This window comes from Achromobacter sp. ACM01 (genome assembly GCF_014851745.1).
GTDB classification, from domain to species: domain Bacteria; phylum Pseudomonadota; class Gammaproteobacteria; order Burkholderiales; family Burkholderiaceae_B; genus Achromobacter; species Achromobacter aegrifaciens.
On sequence record NZ_JACVAF010000002.1, the window covers coordinates 942,179 to 957,100 of the forward strand.

16 protein-coding genes are annotated in these 14,922 nt (G+C 67.6%); 10 read left to right on the forward strand and 6 right to left on the reverse strand.

All coding sequences use genetic code 11. The annotated features are described in order from the left end of the window. Nucleotides 1–69: 69 nt before the first annotated feature. Nucleotides 70–1,305 (forward strand): ornithine--oxo-acid transaminase, encoded by a 1,236-nt coding sequence (gene rocD / locus IB268_RS12700; RefSeq protein ID WP_119451564.1) that lies wholly within the window; start codon nucleotides 70–72, stop codon nucleotides 1,303–1,305. After that, nucleotides 1,305–2,267 (forward strand): arginase, encoded by a 963-nt coding sequence (gene rocF / locus IB268_RS12705; RefSeq protein WP_054454192.1) that lies wholly within the window; start codon nucleotides 1,305–1,307, stop codon nucleotides 2,265–2,267. Before rocD ends, rocF begins: the two co-directional genes overlap by 1 nt. 16 nt (nucleotides 2,268–2,283) lie before the next feature. Here the strand turns inward: rocF and IB268_RS12710 are convergent, their stop codons facing one another. Beyond that, entirely contained in the window at nucleotides 2,284–3,024 is a 741-nt protein-coding gene (locus IB268_RS12710; protein WP_192354341.1) for an IclR family transcriptional regulator, read from the reverse strand. A 231-nt stretch (nucleotides 3,025–3,255) separates the two neighbouring features. Between IB268_RS12710 and IB268_RS12715 the strand changes: the two genes are divergently transcribed. Continuing rightward, nucleotides 3,256–4,464 carry an ABC transporter substrate-binding protein gene (locus tag IB268_RS12715; protein ID WP_192354342.1) on the forward strand — a complete coding sequence of 403 codons (1,209 nt, stop codon included), beginning with the start codon at nucleotides 3,256–3,258 and terminating at the stop codon, nucleotides 4,462–4,464. 61 nt (nucleotides 4,465–4,525) lie between these two features. After that, nucleotides 4,526–5,584 carry an alcohol dehydrogenase gene (locus tag IB268_RS12720; RefSeq protein WP_054454185.1) on the forward strand — a complete coding sequence of 353 codons (1,059 nt, stop codon included), beginning with the start codon at nucleotides 4,526–4,528 and terminating at the stop codon, nucleotides 5,582–5,584. Nucleotide 5,585: 1 nt separating this feature from the next. Here the strand turns inward: IB268_RS12720 and IB268_RS12725 are convergent, their stop codons facing one another. Both IB268_RS12725 and IB268_RS12730 read right to left on the reverse strand, forming a co-directional pair. Continuing rightward, nucleotides 5,586–6,101, reverse strand: a complete 516-nt coding sequence (locus IB268_RS12725; RefSeq protein ID WP_054454184.1) for an RES family NAD+ phosphorylase — start codon at nucleotides 6,099–6,101, stop codon at nucleotides 5,586–5,588. Beyond that, nucleotides 6,098–6,565: an antitoxin Xre/MbcA/ParS toxin-binding domain-containing protein gene (locus IB268_RS12730; protein ID WP_054454182.1), complete on the reverse strand. Its 468-nt coding sequence runs from the start codon at nucleotides 6,563–6,565 to the stop codon at nucleotides 6,098–6,100. The genes IB268_RS12725 and IB268_RS12730 overlap by 4 nt, the downstream gene beginning before the upstream one ends. Before the next feature lie 194 nt (nucleotides 6,566–6,759). Here IB268_RS12730 and IB268_RS12735 point away from each other — a divergent pair, with 194 nt between their 5' ends. Next, nucleotides 6,760–7,137, forward strand: coding sequence for a DUF423 domain-containing protein (locus IB268_RS12735; RefSeq protein WP_192354343.1), 378 nt, complete (start codon nucleotides 6,760–6,762; stop codon nucleotides 7,135–7,137). 59 nt (nucleotides 7,138–7,196) lie between these two features. Further along, nucleotides 7,197–8,111 carry a DMT family transporter gene (locus IB268_RS12740; protein WP_054454178.1) on the forward strand — a complete coding sequence of 305 codons (915 nt, stop codon included), beginning with the start codon at nucleotides 7,197–7,199 and terminating at the stop codon, nucleotides 8,109–8,111. A 7-nt stretch (nucleotides 8,112–8,118) separates the two neighbouring features. On the opposite strand, the gene IB268_RS12745 is transcribed toward IB268_RS12740, so the two are convergent. Both IB268_RS12745 and IB268_RS12750 read right to left on the reverse strand, forming a co-directional pair. Beyond that, the gene (locus tag IB268_RS12745; protein WP_054454840.1) at nucleotides 8,119–8,757 is read right to left on the reverse strand and encodes a glutathione S-transferase family protein; all 639 of its coding nucleotides are present in this window, start codon (nucleotides 8,755–8,757) and stop codon (nucleotides 8,119–8,121) included. A 5-nt stretch (nucleotides 8,758–8,762) separates the two neighbouring features. After that, nucleotides 8,763–9,917 (reverse strand): PQQ-dependent sugar dehydrogenase, encoded by a 1,155-nt coding sequence (locus IB268_RS12750; RefSeq protein ID WP_054454176.1) that lies wholly within the window; start codon nucleotides 9,915–9,917, stop codon nucleotides 8,763–8,765. A gap of 80 nt (nucleotides 9,918–9,997) precedes the next feature. Here IB268_RS12750 and IB268_RS12755 point away from each other — a divergent pair, with 80 nt between their 5' ends. Beyond that, nucleotides 9,998–10,609 carry a glutathione S-transferase family protein gene (locus IB268_RS12755; protein ID WP_054454174.1) on the forward strand — a complete coding sequence of 204 codons (612 nt, stop codon included), beginning with the start codon at nucleotides 9,998–10,000 and terminating at the stop codon, nucleotides 10,607–10,609. Nucleotides 10,610–10,643: 34 nt separating this feature from the next. On the opposite strand, the gene IB268_RS12760 is transcribed toward IB268_RS12755, so the two are convergent. After that, entirely contained in the window at nucleotides 10,644–11,609 is a 966-nt protein-coding gene (locus tag IB268_RS12760; protein ID WP_119451568.1) for a LysR family transcriptional regulator, read from the reverse strand. A gap of 133 nt (nucleotides 11,610–11,742) precedes the next feature. On the opposite strand from IB268_RS12760, the gene IB268_RS12765 reads away from it, so the two are divergent. From IB268_RS12765 to IB268_RS12775, 3 genes are read left to right on the forward strand one after another with little or no spacing between them, the layout of a single operon-like run. Then, nucleotides 11,743–12,720, forward strand: coding sequence for a tripartite tricarboxylate transporter substrate binding protein (locus IB268_RS12765; RefSeq protein WP_192354344.1), 978 nt, complete (start codon nucleotides 11,743–11,745; stop codon nucleotides 12,718–12,720). Then, a complete protein-coding gene (locus IB268_RS12770; RefSeq protein ID WP_119451570.1) occupies nucleotides 12,720–14,186 on the forward strand; it encodes an amidohydrolase family protein in 1,467 nt (488 codons plus the stop codon). Before IB268_RS12765 ends, IB268_RS12770 begins: the two co-directional genes overlap by 1 nt. A 1-nt stretch (nucleotide 14,187) precedes the next feature. Beyond that, entirely contained in the window at nucleotides 14,188–14,922 is a 735-nt protein-coding gene (locus tag IB268_RS12775) for an aspartate/glutamate racemase family protein (RefSeq protein ID WP_119451571.1), read from the forward strand.

Here is a 14,922-nt window from a genome sequence, read left to right on the forward strand (position 1 = left end):
ACGCAATGGCAATGCCGCGGACCGGATTGCGGCGCTAAGATGGCTGCAATACCTCCTCGGGAGACGCTCATGAGCGCGGTATTGAACAATCAGCCCGGCGCACCGTCCGCCGCCAGCCACCGCGACCGCGTCGAAGACCAGCTCGGCGCGCACAACTACCACCCCCTGGATGTGGTCATCGCGCGCGGCAGCGGCGTCTGGCTTTACGACGTGGACGGCCGCAAGTACCTGGATTGCCTGTCGGCCTATTCCGCCGTCAACCAGGGGCACTGCCATCCTGCCATCCTGGCCGCGATGGCCGAGCAGGCGCAGAAGCTCACGCTGACCTCGCGCGCCTTCCGCCACGACCAGATGGCGCCGTTCTATGAAGACCTGGCGCGCCTGACCGGAGCGCACAAGATCCTGCCTATGAACAGCGGCGCGGAAGCCGTGGAAACCGCCATCAAGGCCGTGCGCAAATGGGGCTACGAAGTGCGCGGCGTGCCGGAAAACCAGGCCGAGATCATCGTCTGCGCCAACAACTTCCATGGCCGCACGCTGGGCATCGTGGGCTTCTCTACCGATCCCGACGCCTACGGCCACTATGGGCCGTTCGCGCCGGGGTTCAAGATCGTTCCCTTCGGCGATTACGACGCCTTCGACGCCGCCATCACGCCCAACACCGTGGCATTTTTGGTGGAACCGATACAGGGCGAAGCCGGCGTGGTCCTGCCGCCTGCGGGCTATTTCGCTCGGGTCCGCCAGCGCTGCACCGAACGCGGCATCACGCTGATCCTGGACGAGATCCAGACCGGCCTGGGCCGCACCGGCAAGCTGCTGGCCGAAGAGCACGAAGGCATCGAAGCCGACGTCACCCTGATCGGCAAGGCGCTGTCGGGCGGCTTCTACCCCGTGTCGGCGGTGCTGTCCAACGCCGACGTGCTGGGCGTGTTCCAGCCCGGCCAGCACGGCAGCACCTTCGGCGGCAACCCGTTGGCCTGCGCCATCGCGCGCGCCGCGCTGCGCGTGCTGACCGAGGAAGGCATGATCGAAAACGCGGCCGCCATGGGCGCCTACTTCCTGGATCGCCTGCGCACCCTGCCCGGCCCCGTGCGCGAAGTGCGCGGTCGCGGCCTGATGCTGGCCGTGGAGCTGGAGCCCGATGCCGGCGGCGCGCGCCTGTGGTGCGAACGCCTGCAGGCACGCGGGATGCTGGTCAAGGACACGCACGGCCACACGCTGCGCCTGTCGCCGCCCCTGATCGTGACGCGCGAGCAGATCGACTGGGCCTGCGATCAATTGAGCGCGGTACTATCCGCCACTTGATGCACCCTACCGGAGTCCGCGACTTGCAGAACACCGCCAACCTGCCCCACCACATCACCCTGATCGGCGCGCCCACCGACATCGGCGCCGGCGCGCGCGGCGCGTCCATGGGGCCAGAAGCCCTGCGCGTGGCGGACCTGGGCCCGGTCATCGAGGCCCAGGGCTTCCAGGTGACCGACCGCGGCAACCTCTACGGCCCCGCCAATCCCTGGCTGCCGCCTACGGACGGCTACCGCCACCTGGACGAAGTCGCGGCATGGAACCGTGCGGTGCACGATGCCGTCTACGAGGAATTGAGCCAGGGCCGCTTGCCCATCCTGCTGGGCGGCGACCACTGCCTGGGCATAGGCTCGATCAGCGCGGTCGCGCGCCACTGCCGCGCAGCGGGCAAGAAGCTGCGCGTGCTGTGGCTGGACGCCCATGCCGACTTCAATACCAACGCGCTCACCCCCACGGGCAACATCCACGGCATGCCGGTGGCCTGCCTGTGCGGTTACGGCCCGGCGCAGATCACGGGCCTGTCCGGCCAGACTCCCGACATCGAGCCGGGCTGGGTGCGGCAGATCGGCATCCGTAGCGTGGACCAGGGCGAAAAACGCCTGGTGCATGAGGCCGGCCTGGAAGTCTTCGACATGCGCTACCTCGACGAAATGGGCATGCGCGCCACCATGGAAGCGGCCTTGGCCGGGCTGGACGCCGACACGCATCTGCACGTGAGCTTCGACGTGGACTTCCTGGACCCGGAGATCGCCCCCGGCGTGGGCACCACCGTCCCCGGCGGCCCCACCTACCGCGAGGCCCAGCTGTGCATGGAAATGATCGCCGATACCGGCCTCATGCGCTCGCTGGACGTGGTGGAACTGAACCCGGCCTTCGACGTGCGCAACAAGACCGCGGAACTGGCGGTGGACCTCATTGAAAGCCTGTTCGGCAAGTCGACCCTGATGCGCCGCGGTTCCTGAGCCGCTTGCGCGGCCCCTAAGCTTCCCGGCCGAGACGGATCGCTTCCGCCGTCTCGCTCAACAAGCGCAGGTTCTCTGCGCGCCTCTCGGCAACGCGCGTCGTGGGTCCCGCCATGCACAGCGCGTACCATTCGCCGCCCAGATCCAGCGCCACCGCCAGCCCGGTCAGGTCAGCCACGCTTTCGCCGGCGTTCTCGGCCCAGCCCCTGGCCGCCGTCCGCTCGATTTCATCCAGCAGCGCCTGGCGCGTGAGCAGCGTGCGATCCGTATAGCGTTCGTACCCGACATCCTCCAGGATGCTCTCGCGCTCGGCCGCCCCCAGCCGCGCAAGAATCGCCTTGGCCACGGCGCTGGTATGCAAAGGCCGCCGCACCCCGGGTCGGGTCGCGTAGTGCACCGGGTGCGTGGATTCCGCCATGTCCAGGAACAGCACCGCGCCGTCCTGGATCTTGCCCAGCATCACCGTTTCATTGGCCGCATCGCGCAGCGCGGCAAGCTGCGGACGCACCCGTTCCATCCAGGGGTCGCCCGATTGGATCAGCCCGCACAAGGCGTGCAGCTTGGGCGTGGGGTAGTAACCGGCGCGCCGCCGGACCTCGTACAGATAGCCCCGCGCCACCAGCGTACGCACCAGCGCCAGGCAGCTGGACATGGGCGCGCCCAGGCCTTGCGCCAGTTCGGTCAGCGGCATCGGCCGCCGCTCCTGGGCGAACAGTTCGATCAGTTCCAGCGTTCTTGCGACGAGCTTCACTTCCATGCGTCTACCCCTCGCGCGGCATTCCTCCAGCCGGCGCAAGCGCGCTTCGACTTGGGAAATCCACCATGTTGACTTTTCATATGTGCGAACCTAAATTCTTGCACAAGAATTTTCTTTCACCAATGTGAAATAGTTTTCGGCCAGATGGAGAACTGGCGCCCCGCAAGCAGATACACAGCATCCCAACGAGACACCAATAATTCGGCCCTCATCGGGCCGGGAGGCAAGCAGATGCGTATCAAACCCCTGTTGGCGGCGCTGGCCGCCTCGCTGGCCGCCTGCGTGGCCCAAGCCCAAACCGACGTGGTTCGCCTGGGCGTATCCAACGACCGCTCCGGCATCTATTCCGACCTGGGCGGGCTGGGCTCCGAGATGGCCGTGCGCATGGCGGTCGAGGACTTCGGCGGCAAGGTCGCCGGCAAGACCGTCGAAGTCATAGGCGCGGACAACCAGAACAAGGCGGACGTGGCCTCGGCCCTGGTCCGCCGTTGGTTCGACACGCAAGGCCTGGTGGCCGTGGTGGACGGCGGCGCCAGCTCCGCGGGCCTGGCCGCCCAGGGCGTGGCGCGCGAAAAAGGCGGAACCGCCCTCATCAGCGGCGGCTTCGCCGGCGACTTCAGCGGCAAGCAGTGCAGCAATCTCAGCACGCAATGGGCGCCCGACACCTATGCCCTGGCCAATGCCGTGGTCAAGAGCGTGGTCGAAAGCGGCGGCAAGTCCTGGTACTTCATCACCACCGATTATGTCTTCGGCAAATCGCTGGAAGCCAACGCCTCGCGCTTCGTGGACAAGGCCGGCGGCAAGGTGCTGGGCAGCACGCGCCATCCCCTGGGCGCGCTGGATTTCGCTTCGTTCCTGGTGCAGGCGCAATCGTCCAAGGCCGACGTGGTGGGCCTGGCCAGCGCCGGCGGCGACCTGGTCAACCTGATCAAGCAGGCCCAGGAGTTCGGGCTGACCGGGGGCAAGCAGCGCATGCTGACCTTCCTGACCTTCATCAACGACGTGCAGGCGATGGGCCTGCCCGTGGCCCAAGGGCTGACCTTCCCCACCGGTTTTTATTGGGACGCGGACGAAGACACCCGGGCCTGGACCCAGCGCTGGCAGAAAAAGATGGGCGTGACGCGCGCGCCTTCCATCGTGCAGGCCCTGAGCTACGTCGCCACCACCCATTACCTGCAAGCCGCCCAGGCCGCCGGCACCTTCGACGGCGCGACAGTCAACCAGAAGATGCGCGAGTTGCCCATCACCACCAAACTGATCAAGAATGCCCGGGTGCGCCCCGAAGACGGCCGCGTCATCATGGATCTGTATCTGGTCGAAGTGAAAAAGCCCGCCGAATCCAAGTACCCCGGCGACTTCTACCGCATCCTGTCCACGGTGCCGGGCGAAAAGGTCTTCGTGTCCCTGGCGGACAGTGAATGCCCGACCGTGAAGAAATAGCCTTGCCACGCCGCGCCCGCCTCGCGGGCCGGCCGTAAAACCACCCAGGAGGAGACATCCCATGAAGTGCTATTGCGTCGTGAACTTCCGCGAGCCCTTGCAGGAAATGAACCAGCCCACGCCCACGCCGCAAGGGTCGCAGGTGCTGCTGAAGGTGCGCGCGGCTGGCGTTTGCCACAGCGATATCCACTTGTGGGAAGGCGGCTACGACCTGGGCCAGGGCCGCACGCTGTCGTTGAAGGACCGTGGCGTCTCGCTACCGCTCACCATGGGCCATGAAACCGTGGGCGCCGTCGTCTCCGCCGGTCCCGATGCCCAGGGACTGTCGGCCGACCGCAACTACCTGGTGTACCCCTGGATCGGCTGCGGCAACTGCCCGCCTTGCCTGGCCGGCATGGAAAACCATTGCTCCGCGCCCGCCTGCCTGGGCGTGCACCGCGCCGGCGGTTACGCCGACCACATCCTGGTGCCGCACCCGCGCTACCTGATCGACATCGGCGACCTCGATCCCGCGCAGATCGCGCCCTATGCCTGCTCGGGGCTCACCACCTACTCCGCGCTGAAGAAAATTGGCCCGGACATCTACCGTTCGCACCCCGTTGTCATCTTCGGCGCGGGCGGCCTGGGCCTCATGAGCCTGACGCTGATCAAGGCCCTGGGCGGCGCCGGCGCCATCGTCGTCGACATCGACCCCGCCAAGCGCCAGGCCGCGCTGGAAGCCGGCGCGCTCGCCGCCATCGACGGCGCCGCGCCGGACGCCGCGCAGCAGATCATCAAGGCGGCCGGCGGCAAACCCGCGCAGGCCGCCATCGACCTGGTCGGCGCGCCCGCGACTACCTCGCTCGCCTTCGACTTCCTGACCAAGGGCGGCAAGCTGATCATCGTGGGCCTGTTCGGCGGCGCTTCGTCGTGGCCCATCGCGCTGATTCCCATGAAGGCCCTGTCCATCATCGGCAGCTACGTCGGCAACCTGACCGAACTGCAGGAACTGATGGAGCTGGTGCGGGCCGGCAAGGTGCCGCCCATGCCCGTGCACCGCCATGCGTTGGCCGAGGCCGACAGCGTGCTGGCATCGCTGCGGGCCGGCAAGGTCGTGGGCCGCGCGGTACTGACGGACTGAACTAGACGGGGCGCAGGCGCGGATCGTAAATGAAGCGTTCGCGCCGCACCACTACGATGTGCTCGGCGTCGGGGTGCGCCGGATTGATCAGGAAATTGCAGTCCGGCACGCCCCGGTAAGGCACGATGGCGCTGGGCAGTTCAAGCAGCGCCGACACGCCGGACTGCACCCAGTTGTCGCCCACCGCCTGCGACGCTTCCGCGAAGGGCACGGCATCCCAGAACGGGTAGTCCTCGTGCAACTGCGTCAGGCTCAGCGCCTGGCGGGCTTCGTGTACGGCGCGCGGCACCGCCAGTTCGATCAGATAGCGGTTGGCCTGTTCGGACGCACGGGCCGCAAAATGCACCACCGTTTCCAGCGCCGCCAGCGCCACGCTGGCCGAGGCATAGACCACCGCCGTGCCCGGGCTGTTGTAGCGCCCGCCCACGGCCGCGGCGCCCGCCCCGCTCAGGTCGTCGGCGCGGTATTTGCCTGCGGTAGTCCCGATACGCCAGATCGAAACGCTGTCGTCCGTCATGCGTAGACGCCCGCCGCGGCGCGCGCCAGCGTGTCCTCGACAATGCGGCTGCTGGCGTCGGAGGTCAGCAGCGACAGCGGCTTGACGTTGCCCAGGGCGGGCACTGGCGTGTTCAGCCAGGCGACGGCTTCTTCGTCGCTGCCCAGAACCTGGCGCGCCACCCGCGCCACCCGCGCGACGCGGGCCAGGCGGTCGGATTCGCCCAGCGGCAGCATCAGGCCTTCGCGGCTCCAGCGCGACAGCGAGGCCGCCTTGACCTCGGTGATGGCCATGATTTCCGACTTGGGCACTTGCAAGTAGTCGGCCGCGTCGTCGACCATCTGCGCAGGCAGGCCGCGGCGCACGTCGCGCGCCATGTCGACCAGGGGGCTGTCGACCAGGCTGCGGAACAACTGCTTGGCGCGCGCCGCCGCATGGCGGGACGGACGCTTGGCGGGACTTTTTTCGAGGGCGGCTACGCTCATGGCCTGACTCCTGCAAGTCTGGGCGCCACGACTGCGTACGCACCAGAAATTCCAAATTGAATTCATGATATCCCATTTGGAAAGACCGTCACAAGATCCGTCCCCAACAATGCCATGCCTCCGGATAGGCGCGGGATTTGGGCATATCATAGGCGGCTGTAACACGATTGATCAGACACTTATAAGGACTGGCGATGACGGACCGGCAGCTGACGATACTTGCGGCGTTGAATCTCATGGTGGCGGTGGGCGCGGGGGCCTTTGGCGCCCACGGCCTCAAGCGCATGCTGACGCCGGAACTGCTGTCCGTCTGGCAGACCGGCGTGCTGTACCAGCTGATCCATGCGCTGGGCCTGTTCGTCGTCGCGCTGCTGGGCGCCCGCTACGGTTCGTCCCTGCTTTCCGCGGCCGGCGTGGTGATGTTCGTCGGCATCGTGCTGTTCAGCGGCAGCCTGTATGTGCTGTCCCTGACGGGCACGCATTGGCTGGGCGCCGTTACCCCCTTCGGCGGCGTCGCCTTCCTGGCGTCTTGGGGCATGGTCGCCCTGGCGGCCTATCGCGCCCAAGGCTGAATCCTCCCCCCCGTCCTTTCCTTTCGGGCGGCCCGAACCGCCGCCCTCCCAGGCTGTAGATGTCCACCTCTTCCGTACTTCCCGCCGCCCAGGCCCAATCCGCCGCAGCAGGCATCGCCTGCGTGGTGGGCGGCATTTTCTTCCTGACCTTGAGCGACGCCAACGCCAAATGGCTCGGCGCCAACTACAACCCGCTGCAGATCCTGTTCCTGCGGGCGCTCATCGCCCTGCCTTTCGTCGCCACGCTGGCGCTGTGGCTGGGCGGACGGCGAGTATTGCGCACCGCGCACCCTGGCCTGCACCTGACGCGCGGCGCCATCAACGTCGTGTCGGCCTATTGCTTTTATCTGGGCCTGCGCACGCTGCCGCTGGCCGAAGCCACCGCCATCGCCTTCGCCGCGCCGCTGTTCGTGACGGCGCTATCGGTGCTGGTCCTGAAAGAACGCGTGGACGGCAAGCGCTGGCTGGCCGTGCTGGCCGGGTTCGCCGGCGTGCTGATCGTGGTGCGGCCCGGGGCCGCAACGTTCCAGGCGGCCACCCTGCTTCCGCTGGTCACCGCCTTGCTTTATGGGGTGATGATGATCACGGCGCGCGGCATCAACCGCAACGAAGGCATGCTGACGACCACGCTCTACATCGTGCTGGGCCAGCTGGTCTGTAGCGCGGTCGCCCTGCCTTTGGTCTGGGAGCAGCCCGCGATGGAGGATCTGCCGTACTTCGGCGCCGTCGCCCTGTTCAGCACCCTGGGCCTGGCGTTGATCACCCAGGGATTCCGCATCGGTCCCGCCTCGGTGGTTGCGCCCTTCGACTATACCGGGCTGATCTGGGCCACCATCCTGGGCTGGGTCTTCTGGCATGAGACCCCGGACGCCTATGCCTATCTGGGCGCGCTCTTCATCGCCGGCAGCGGCGTCTACATCGCCCTGCGTGAAGCACGGACCAAGTCCAGGACCCGCAAGCCAACCAAGGCTTGACGCCCGGCTACTCCGTAGGCGGCGGAAAATGCCGCTGCAGCACGCGCGCCACATTGGGCTCCTGCGCCGCCTCGCGCGCCACAGCGGTCAGCGCCGGGCACTCGGACGCGAACCACGCCGGCCCGGGACGCCAATGCGTCATCACCGTGACGTACAGATCCAGCGCAGAAAAGCGCCGGCCCAGCATGTGCGGGGCGCCAGCCTGGCGTTCCAGCTCCTGCCAGATATCCGTCCGCCGCGTATGCACGCGCTGCCTCAGCAGCTCGGCCGCGGGACCTGCGGTGGTCCATTGCGGCGGGTCGTCGCCATAGGTGAACGTGGGATAGATAGCCGCCACCAGCCGGATCAGCAGATTCAGAAACCGGGCCCGCTCAGGCTTGTCGGGCGCGGGCGCCAGGCCGGCCTGGGGCGCCACATCGTTCAGATGCAGGATCATGGCCGCGCTCTCGGTCATGATCTCGCCGTCCGGCAGGACCAGGGTAGGCACCTGCCCCAACGGATTCAGTTGCAGCAGCCTGTCGCGCTCGGCGCCGGGCTTGAGGTACGGCAGGTCCGTCAAGGTGTGCGGCACGTTGGCCAGTACCAGCGCCATCTCGACGATGGCGGACCCGCAGCCGGCGGACCCGATCAGCTCATACGGTTTCATGGCATTCACTCTCCCTGTTCGGCCGGCGCCAGGCGCAGCAACTCGCCTGGCGAGGCGTCCGTCAACACGTACACATAACCGTCCGGCCCTTGCCGCACGTCGCGTATCCGCTGCTTGCGGTCCGTCAGCAGCCACTCCTGCGCCACCACGCGGTCGCCGTCCAAGGTCAGGCGGATGAGATTCTGGTTGGCCAGTGCGCCGATGAACACGGAATTGCGCCAGGCGGGGAACCGGTCCGCGTTGTAGAAAGCCATGCCGCTGATGGCCGGCGACTTCGGCCACCAATAGAGCGGCGGCTCCATGCCGGGCAGCTCCGCTGCCTTGGCTTCGGGGATGGGCTGGCCCGAGTAGTTGATGCCGTGGGTGGCCAGCGGCCAGCCGTAGTTCTTGCCGCGCTGGACCAGGTTGATTTCGTCGCCGCCGCGCGGTCCGTGCTCGTTTTCCCAGAGCTGGCCGCTCCAGGGGTTGAGCGCCATGCCCTGGGGATTGCGATGCCCGTAGGACCAGATCTCGGGCCGCGCGCCGGCCTGGCCCACGAAGGGATTGTCGGTCGGCACCGACCCGTCGGCCTTCAGCCGCACCACCTTGCCCTGCAGCTTGTCCAGATCCTGCGCGGTGGGTCGCTGGTTGTTCTCGCCCAGCGAGATGTACAGATAGCCCTTGCCGTCGAACACCAGGCGCGATCCGTAGTGCAGGCCCGACGACAGCTTCGGTTGCTGCCGGAACAGCACGCGGAAATCCTCCAGCGCCGAACCATCGGCGGACAGCTTGCCGCGGCCCACGGCGGTGCCGCTCTTCGAACCATCGGCCTCGGCATAGGACAGATAGACATACCGGTCCTGCGCGAAGTCGGGCGACAGCGCCACGTCCAGCAGGCCGCCCTGGCCCTGCGCCGCGACCTTGGGCACGCCGGCCAGCGGCTTGGACAAGCCGCCCGGGATGCGCAGCAGCCTGAGGTTGCCGGGACGCTCGGTAATGAGCACGCCGCCCTCGGGCAGAAAGGCCATTGCCCAGGGATGATTGAGTCCGCCCACCACGGCCGTGACGCGGGCCGGGACCGATGCGGGTTCGGGCCCCGGCTGCGCGGACGCGGGCAGCGCCAGGCACAAAGAGAACGACAGGAACAGCGCGCGCGTGATCGCGGCGGGACGTGACGGCATGGGCATCTCCGGCAACGGGTGGCGTACCATATCGGCCAGGAACGGAGATCCCCGTCCTTGCTCTCAGGAGACCCCATCTGATGAAACTGTACTACATGCCCGGCGCGTGCTCGCTCGCTTCCCATATCGTTCTGGAATGGATCGGCAAACCCTACGAAACGCACAAGCTGAGCCGCGACGAACTCAAGGGCCCGGAGTTCCTGAAGGTCAACCCGCTGGGCGCCGTGCCCGCCCTGGCGCACGACGGCTGGACCGTCACGCAGAACGCGGCGATCCTCGAGTACCTGGCTGAACACGCGCCTGAACTGCAGTTGCTGGGCGACGGTTCGCCGCGCTCGCGCGCCGAAGTGCGCCGCTGGCTCGGCTTCATCAACTCGGACATCCACAAGACTTTCTCGATGATCTTCGGTGCGTCGCGTTTCGTCGGCGACGAAGGCGCACAGAAGGAGCTGGCCGGCTCGGCTTCCGCGCTGCTGACCAAGCTCTTCGCGCAGCTGAACGCACAGCTCGCCGGCAAGTCCTACCTGACGGGCGACAAGCCCTCCATCGCCGACGCCTACCTGTACGTGGTGCTGCGCTGGGCGCACGCCAAGGAAGTGAACCTGTCGGGCCTGGACAATCTGGCCGCGTTCTTCAAGCGCATGGAAGCCGACAAGGGCGTGCAGGCCGCGCTCAAGGCCGAAGGCCTGTAAGGTCCGGCCGGGCTTGCCCCTCCGGCGCAAGCCCTCAGCTGGAAGCGCCGGGCGCCAGTTCGCACGGCTCCCCCTCTTCCAGCGTTTTCTTCACCGCCGCCAGAAAGCGCCGCGCCAGCAAGGGCGGCGCGCTCAGATTCGAATGCGTGGCCCAGATATCCACGCTGGCCGCCGGCGATATCGGGCGCAAGACCATGTGCGCGGCCTGGTCCGGCGTCACGCACCAGGCATCGACCAGCGCCGGCCCCAATCCCTGCTGCACGAAAGAACAGGCGGTCACGGGCGAATGCACTTCCACCGCCGCCGCGCAAGCCGGCCCTTCGCCGAAGAAGGGCTTGAGCGCGCGCGCCAGCGGCGTATCGCGCGGATAGCCGATCCAGGCCGCGGTGGAGAAATCCTCCGGCCGCATCACCTCGCGCGCCGCCAGCGGATGCCCGGCAGGCAGCGCGCAGACGATGGGCACCCGCGCCAGGCGCACGGACCGCAAATTGGGATGATCAGGGGGCTGCATGGAAACGCCTATGTCCGCCTGGCCCGATAGAAAATACGCAGCCAGCTCATCGAAGGTCACGCTGCGGTAATCGACGCGCGCGTCCGCATTGCGGCCGCGGAAGCGATCCAGCGCCATCGGAATGAGGCGCTGCCCGAAACTGGCGCTGGCGACGATCTTCAGCATGCCCGCGCCCGACTGGCCCAGGCTGGCAGCCAGGTCGTTCACGCGCTGGATGCCGCCATAGACCTGCTCCACTTCCGCGTACAGCCGCCGGGCCTCGGCCGTCGGCGAGAGCCGGCTCTTCACGCGCTCGAACAGCTTGTAGCCCAACCGGCTCTCGGTCAGCGCCAGCACGCGGCTGACCGCGGGTTGCGATACGTGCAGCATGCGGCCCGCGCCGCTGATCGATCCGGCCATCATGATGGCGCGGAACACCTCGATCTGGCGCAGGTTCAAAGGCCGTCCGGCAGTGGGTCCGACCTCGTCCGCATAGGCATGCTCATCCATTTTTTCCCCTGGCAAATCAGCGCCAAACCGATAACGCCCGATTATAGGTTTTCGACATTTTTCGATGAGGGCGCGCAGAGACGCGGGGTGTAACCTGCCCGCCTCAACACCACAAAACCAAGGGGAATCCACCATGCGTAGCAAACTCTTCCGCGGCCTTTCCGCGTTGGCGCTCGGCGCCGCCATGTCGGCCGCCGCCACCGCCGGCGCGTATCCCGACAAGCCCATCACCTTCCTGGTGCCCTCGGCCGCCGGCGGTTCGCCCGACGTGCTGTCGCGCCTGATCACGACCCAGCTGGCGCGCGACACCGGCGCCACGGTGGTGGTCGAGAACCGCCCCGGCGCCGCCGGCAACATCGGCATCGCCCTGGTCAAGCGCGCCGCGCCCGACGGCTACACGGTCGGCTACGGCAACATCAACACGCTGGCCGTGAACCGTTCGCTGTTCAAGCACCTGCCCTACGACGTGGACGCGGACCTGACGCCCGTAGCCCATCTGTTCGACCTGTACAACGCGCTTATCGTGCCGGCCGACTCCCCCGTCAAGAGCGTGCAGGACCTGATCGACCGCGCCCGCAAGGAACCCGGCCGCCTGTCCTATGGCGCCTCGGGCGTGGGCACGACCGGCCACATGGGCGGCGAACTCTTCAAGAGCATGGCCAAGATCAACGTCATGTTCATTCCCTACAACGGCGGTCCCGCCGCCATCCAGGACCTGCTGGGCGGCCGCCTGGACTACCTGTTCGTCAACACCTCGGAAGCGACCCCGCTGGTCAAGAGCGGCAAGGTCCGCGCCATCGGCGTAAGCAGCCTGAAGCGCCTGGCGCTGATGCCCGACGTGCCCACGCTGGACGAAGCCGGCCTGAAGGGCTACGAAACCGTGGCCTGGGGCGGCGTGGTCGCGCCCAAGGGCACTCCGCCGGAAGTGGTCGCCACGCTGAACGCCGCCATCCAGAAGGCGCTGCAGGCGCCTGAAGTCCGCACCGGCCTGGCCACGCTGGGCGCCGAACCGGCCAGCGGCTCGCCCGCCGACTTCAAGCAGCTGATCGACCGCGAAACCGCCAAATGGCAACAGATCATCGACGGCGCCGGCATCGAGAAACTCGACTGATGAGCGCGCGCATGCTGCAAGCAGACTTCATCGTGGCAGGCGCCACGCTCGTCGACGGCACCGGCGGCCCTGCCCGCCAGGGCGACCTGGCCGTGCATGACGGCCGCATCGCCGCGGTGGGCGAATTCGCCCGCCCGGCCGGCGTGCCCGTCATCGACGCCAGCGGCCTGACACTGGCGCCCGGCTTCATCGACTCCCATACCCACGACGACGGCTACCTGCTGGCGCACCCGGACATGCTGCCCAAGGTCTCGCAGGGCATCACCACCGTGGTCACCGGCAATTGCGGCATCAGCCTGGCCCCGTTGGATGGCACTGCCATCCCGCAGCCGCTGGACCTGCTGGGTCCGGCCGAACTGTTCCGTTTCAGCACCTTCCGCGCCTGGATGGACGCACTGCGCGCCACGCCCGCCGCCGTCAACGTGGCGCCGCTGGTCGGCCACACCACGCTGCGCGTGGCGGTCATGGACGACACCTCGCGTGCCGCCGACGCGGACGAACGCGCCGCCATGCGCGCGCTGCTGCAAGAGGCACTGGACGCGGGCGCCTTCGGCGTTTCCACCGGCACCTTCTATCCGCCGGCCAGCGCGGCACCCACCGACGAGATCATCGAGGTCTGCGCGCCGTTGCGCGGCCGTCCCGGCGTCTACGCCACGCATCTGCGCGACGAGGCCGACCACATCGTTGCGGCCATGGAAGAAGCGCTGCTGATCGGCCGCGAACTCGACTGCCGCGTGGTGTTCTCGCACCACAAGCTGGCCGGCGAGCGCAACCACGGCCGCAGCCGCGAAACCCTGGACCTGATCAACCGCGCCGCCGCCACCCAGGCGGTGTGCCTGGATTGCCATCCCTACCCCGCCACCTCCACCATGTTGCGGCTGGACCGCGCGCGCCTGGCCAGCCGCACCATGATCACCTGGTCCAAGGGCTACCCCGAAGCCACCGGCCGAGACTTCAGCGAAGTCATGGCCGAACTGGGCCTGGACGACGAAGCCGCCATCGCACGGCTCGCGCCCGCCGGCGCCATCTATTTCCTGATGGATCCGGCCGACGTCGGCCGCATCTTCTCGCATCCACTGACCATGGTGGGCTCGGACGGCCTGCCCTTCGATCCGCATCCGCACCCCCGCCAATGGGGCACCTTCACCAACGTGCTGCGCGCCATGGTGCGTGAACAGCGCCTGCTGACGCTGGAAACCGCCATCCACAAAATGACCGGCCTCGCCGCGGACCAATACGGCATCGCCGAGCGCGGCCTGTTGCGGGAGGGGTATCATGCTGATCTGGTGCTGTTCGATCCCGCCACCGTGACAGATGTGGCCACTTTTTCAGCTCCCATTCAGGCAAGCCAGGGCATCCAAGCGGTTTGGGTCAACGGCAGGCAGGTCTGGGACGGGGAACGGACCAGCGCCGAACGCCCGGGCCAGGTCTTGACGCCCGGGACGGCATTAGCTCGGAGTAAATAACGTGAACAGCTATTCCCAGGGTTGTTACCTGGGTGTATTGGGCGGCATGGGCCCCATGGCGGGCGCCGCCTTTGCCCTGCGCCTGGCGGCATTGACGCCCGCCGCGATCGACCAGCAGCACATCCCTACGCTGCTGCGCAACGACCCCCGCATTCCCGACCGGTCCAGCGCCTACATGGCGGGCGGCGAAAATCCTCTGCCCTACATGCAGGAAGGCGTGCGCTTTCTGCAGAACGCCGGCGCGCAGCTCATCGCCATCCCGTGCAACACGGCCCACCTCTGGTACGACCAGATCGCTGCGTCCACCGACCTGCCCGTGCTGCACATCATCCAGGCCGTCATCGACGACCTGCGGCGTCTGGGCTTGCCCACCGGCCGCATCGGCCTGATGGGCACCGCCGCCACGCTGAAGCTGGGCCTGTATCAGCAGCATCTGGAAGCGCAAGGCTATGAGTGCATCGTGCCCGACGACGACGAAGTCGAACGCTATTGCATGGGCTCGATCCGCGCGGTCAAGGCCAATCGCCTGGAAGACGCCTACGCCCCAGCCGCCGAATGCATCGCCCGCCTCAAGGCGCGCGGCGCGGACGCCGTGGTGCTGGGCTGCACCGAACTGCCCCTCGCCGTGCCGCACGCGCTGCGCCCCAGCCTGGGCGTGACGCTGACCGACTCCATCGACGCGCTGGCGCGAGCCGCAATCGCGCATTACCAGGCCGAACAGCTGCTGGCGGCCTGA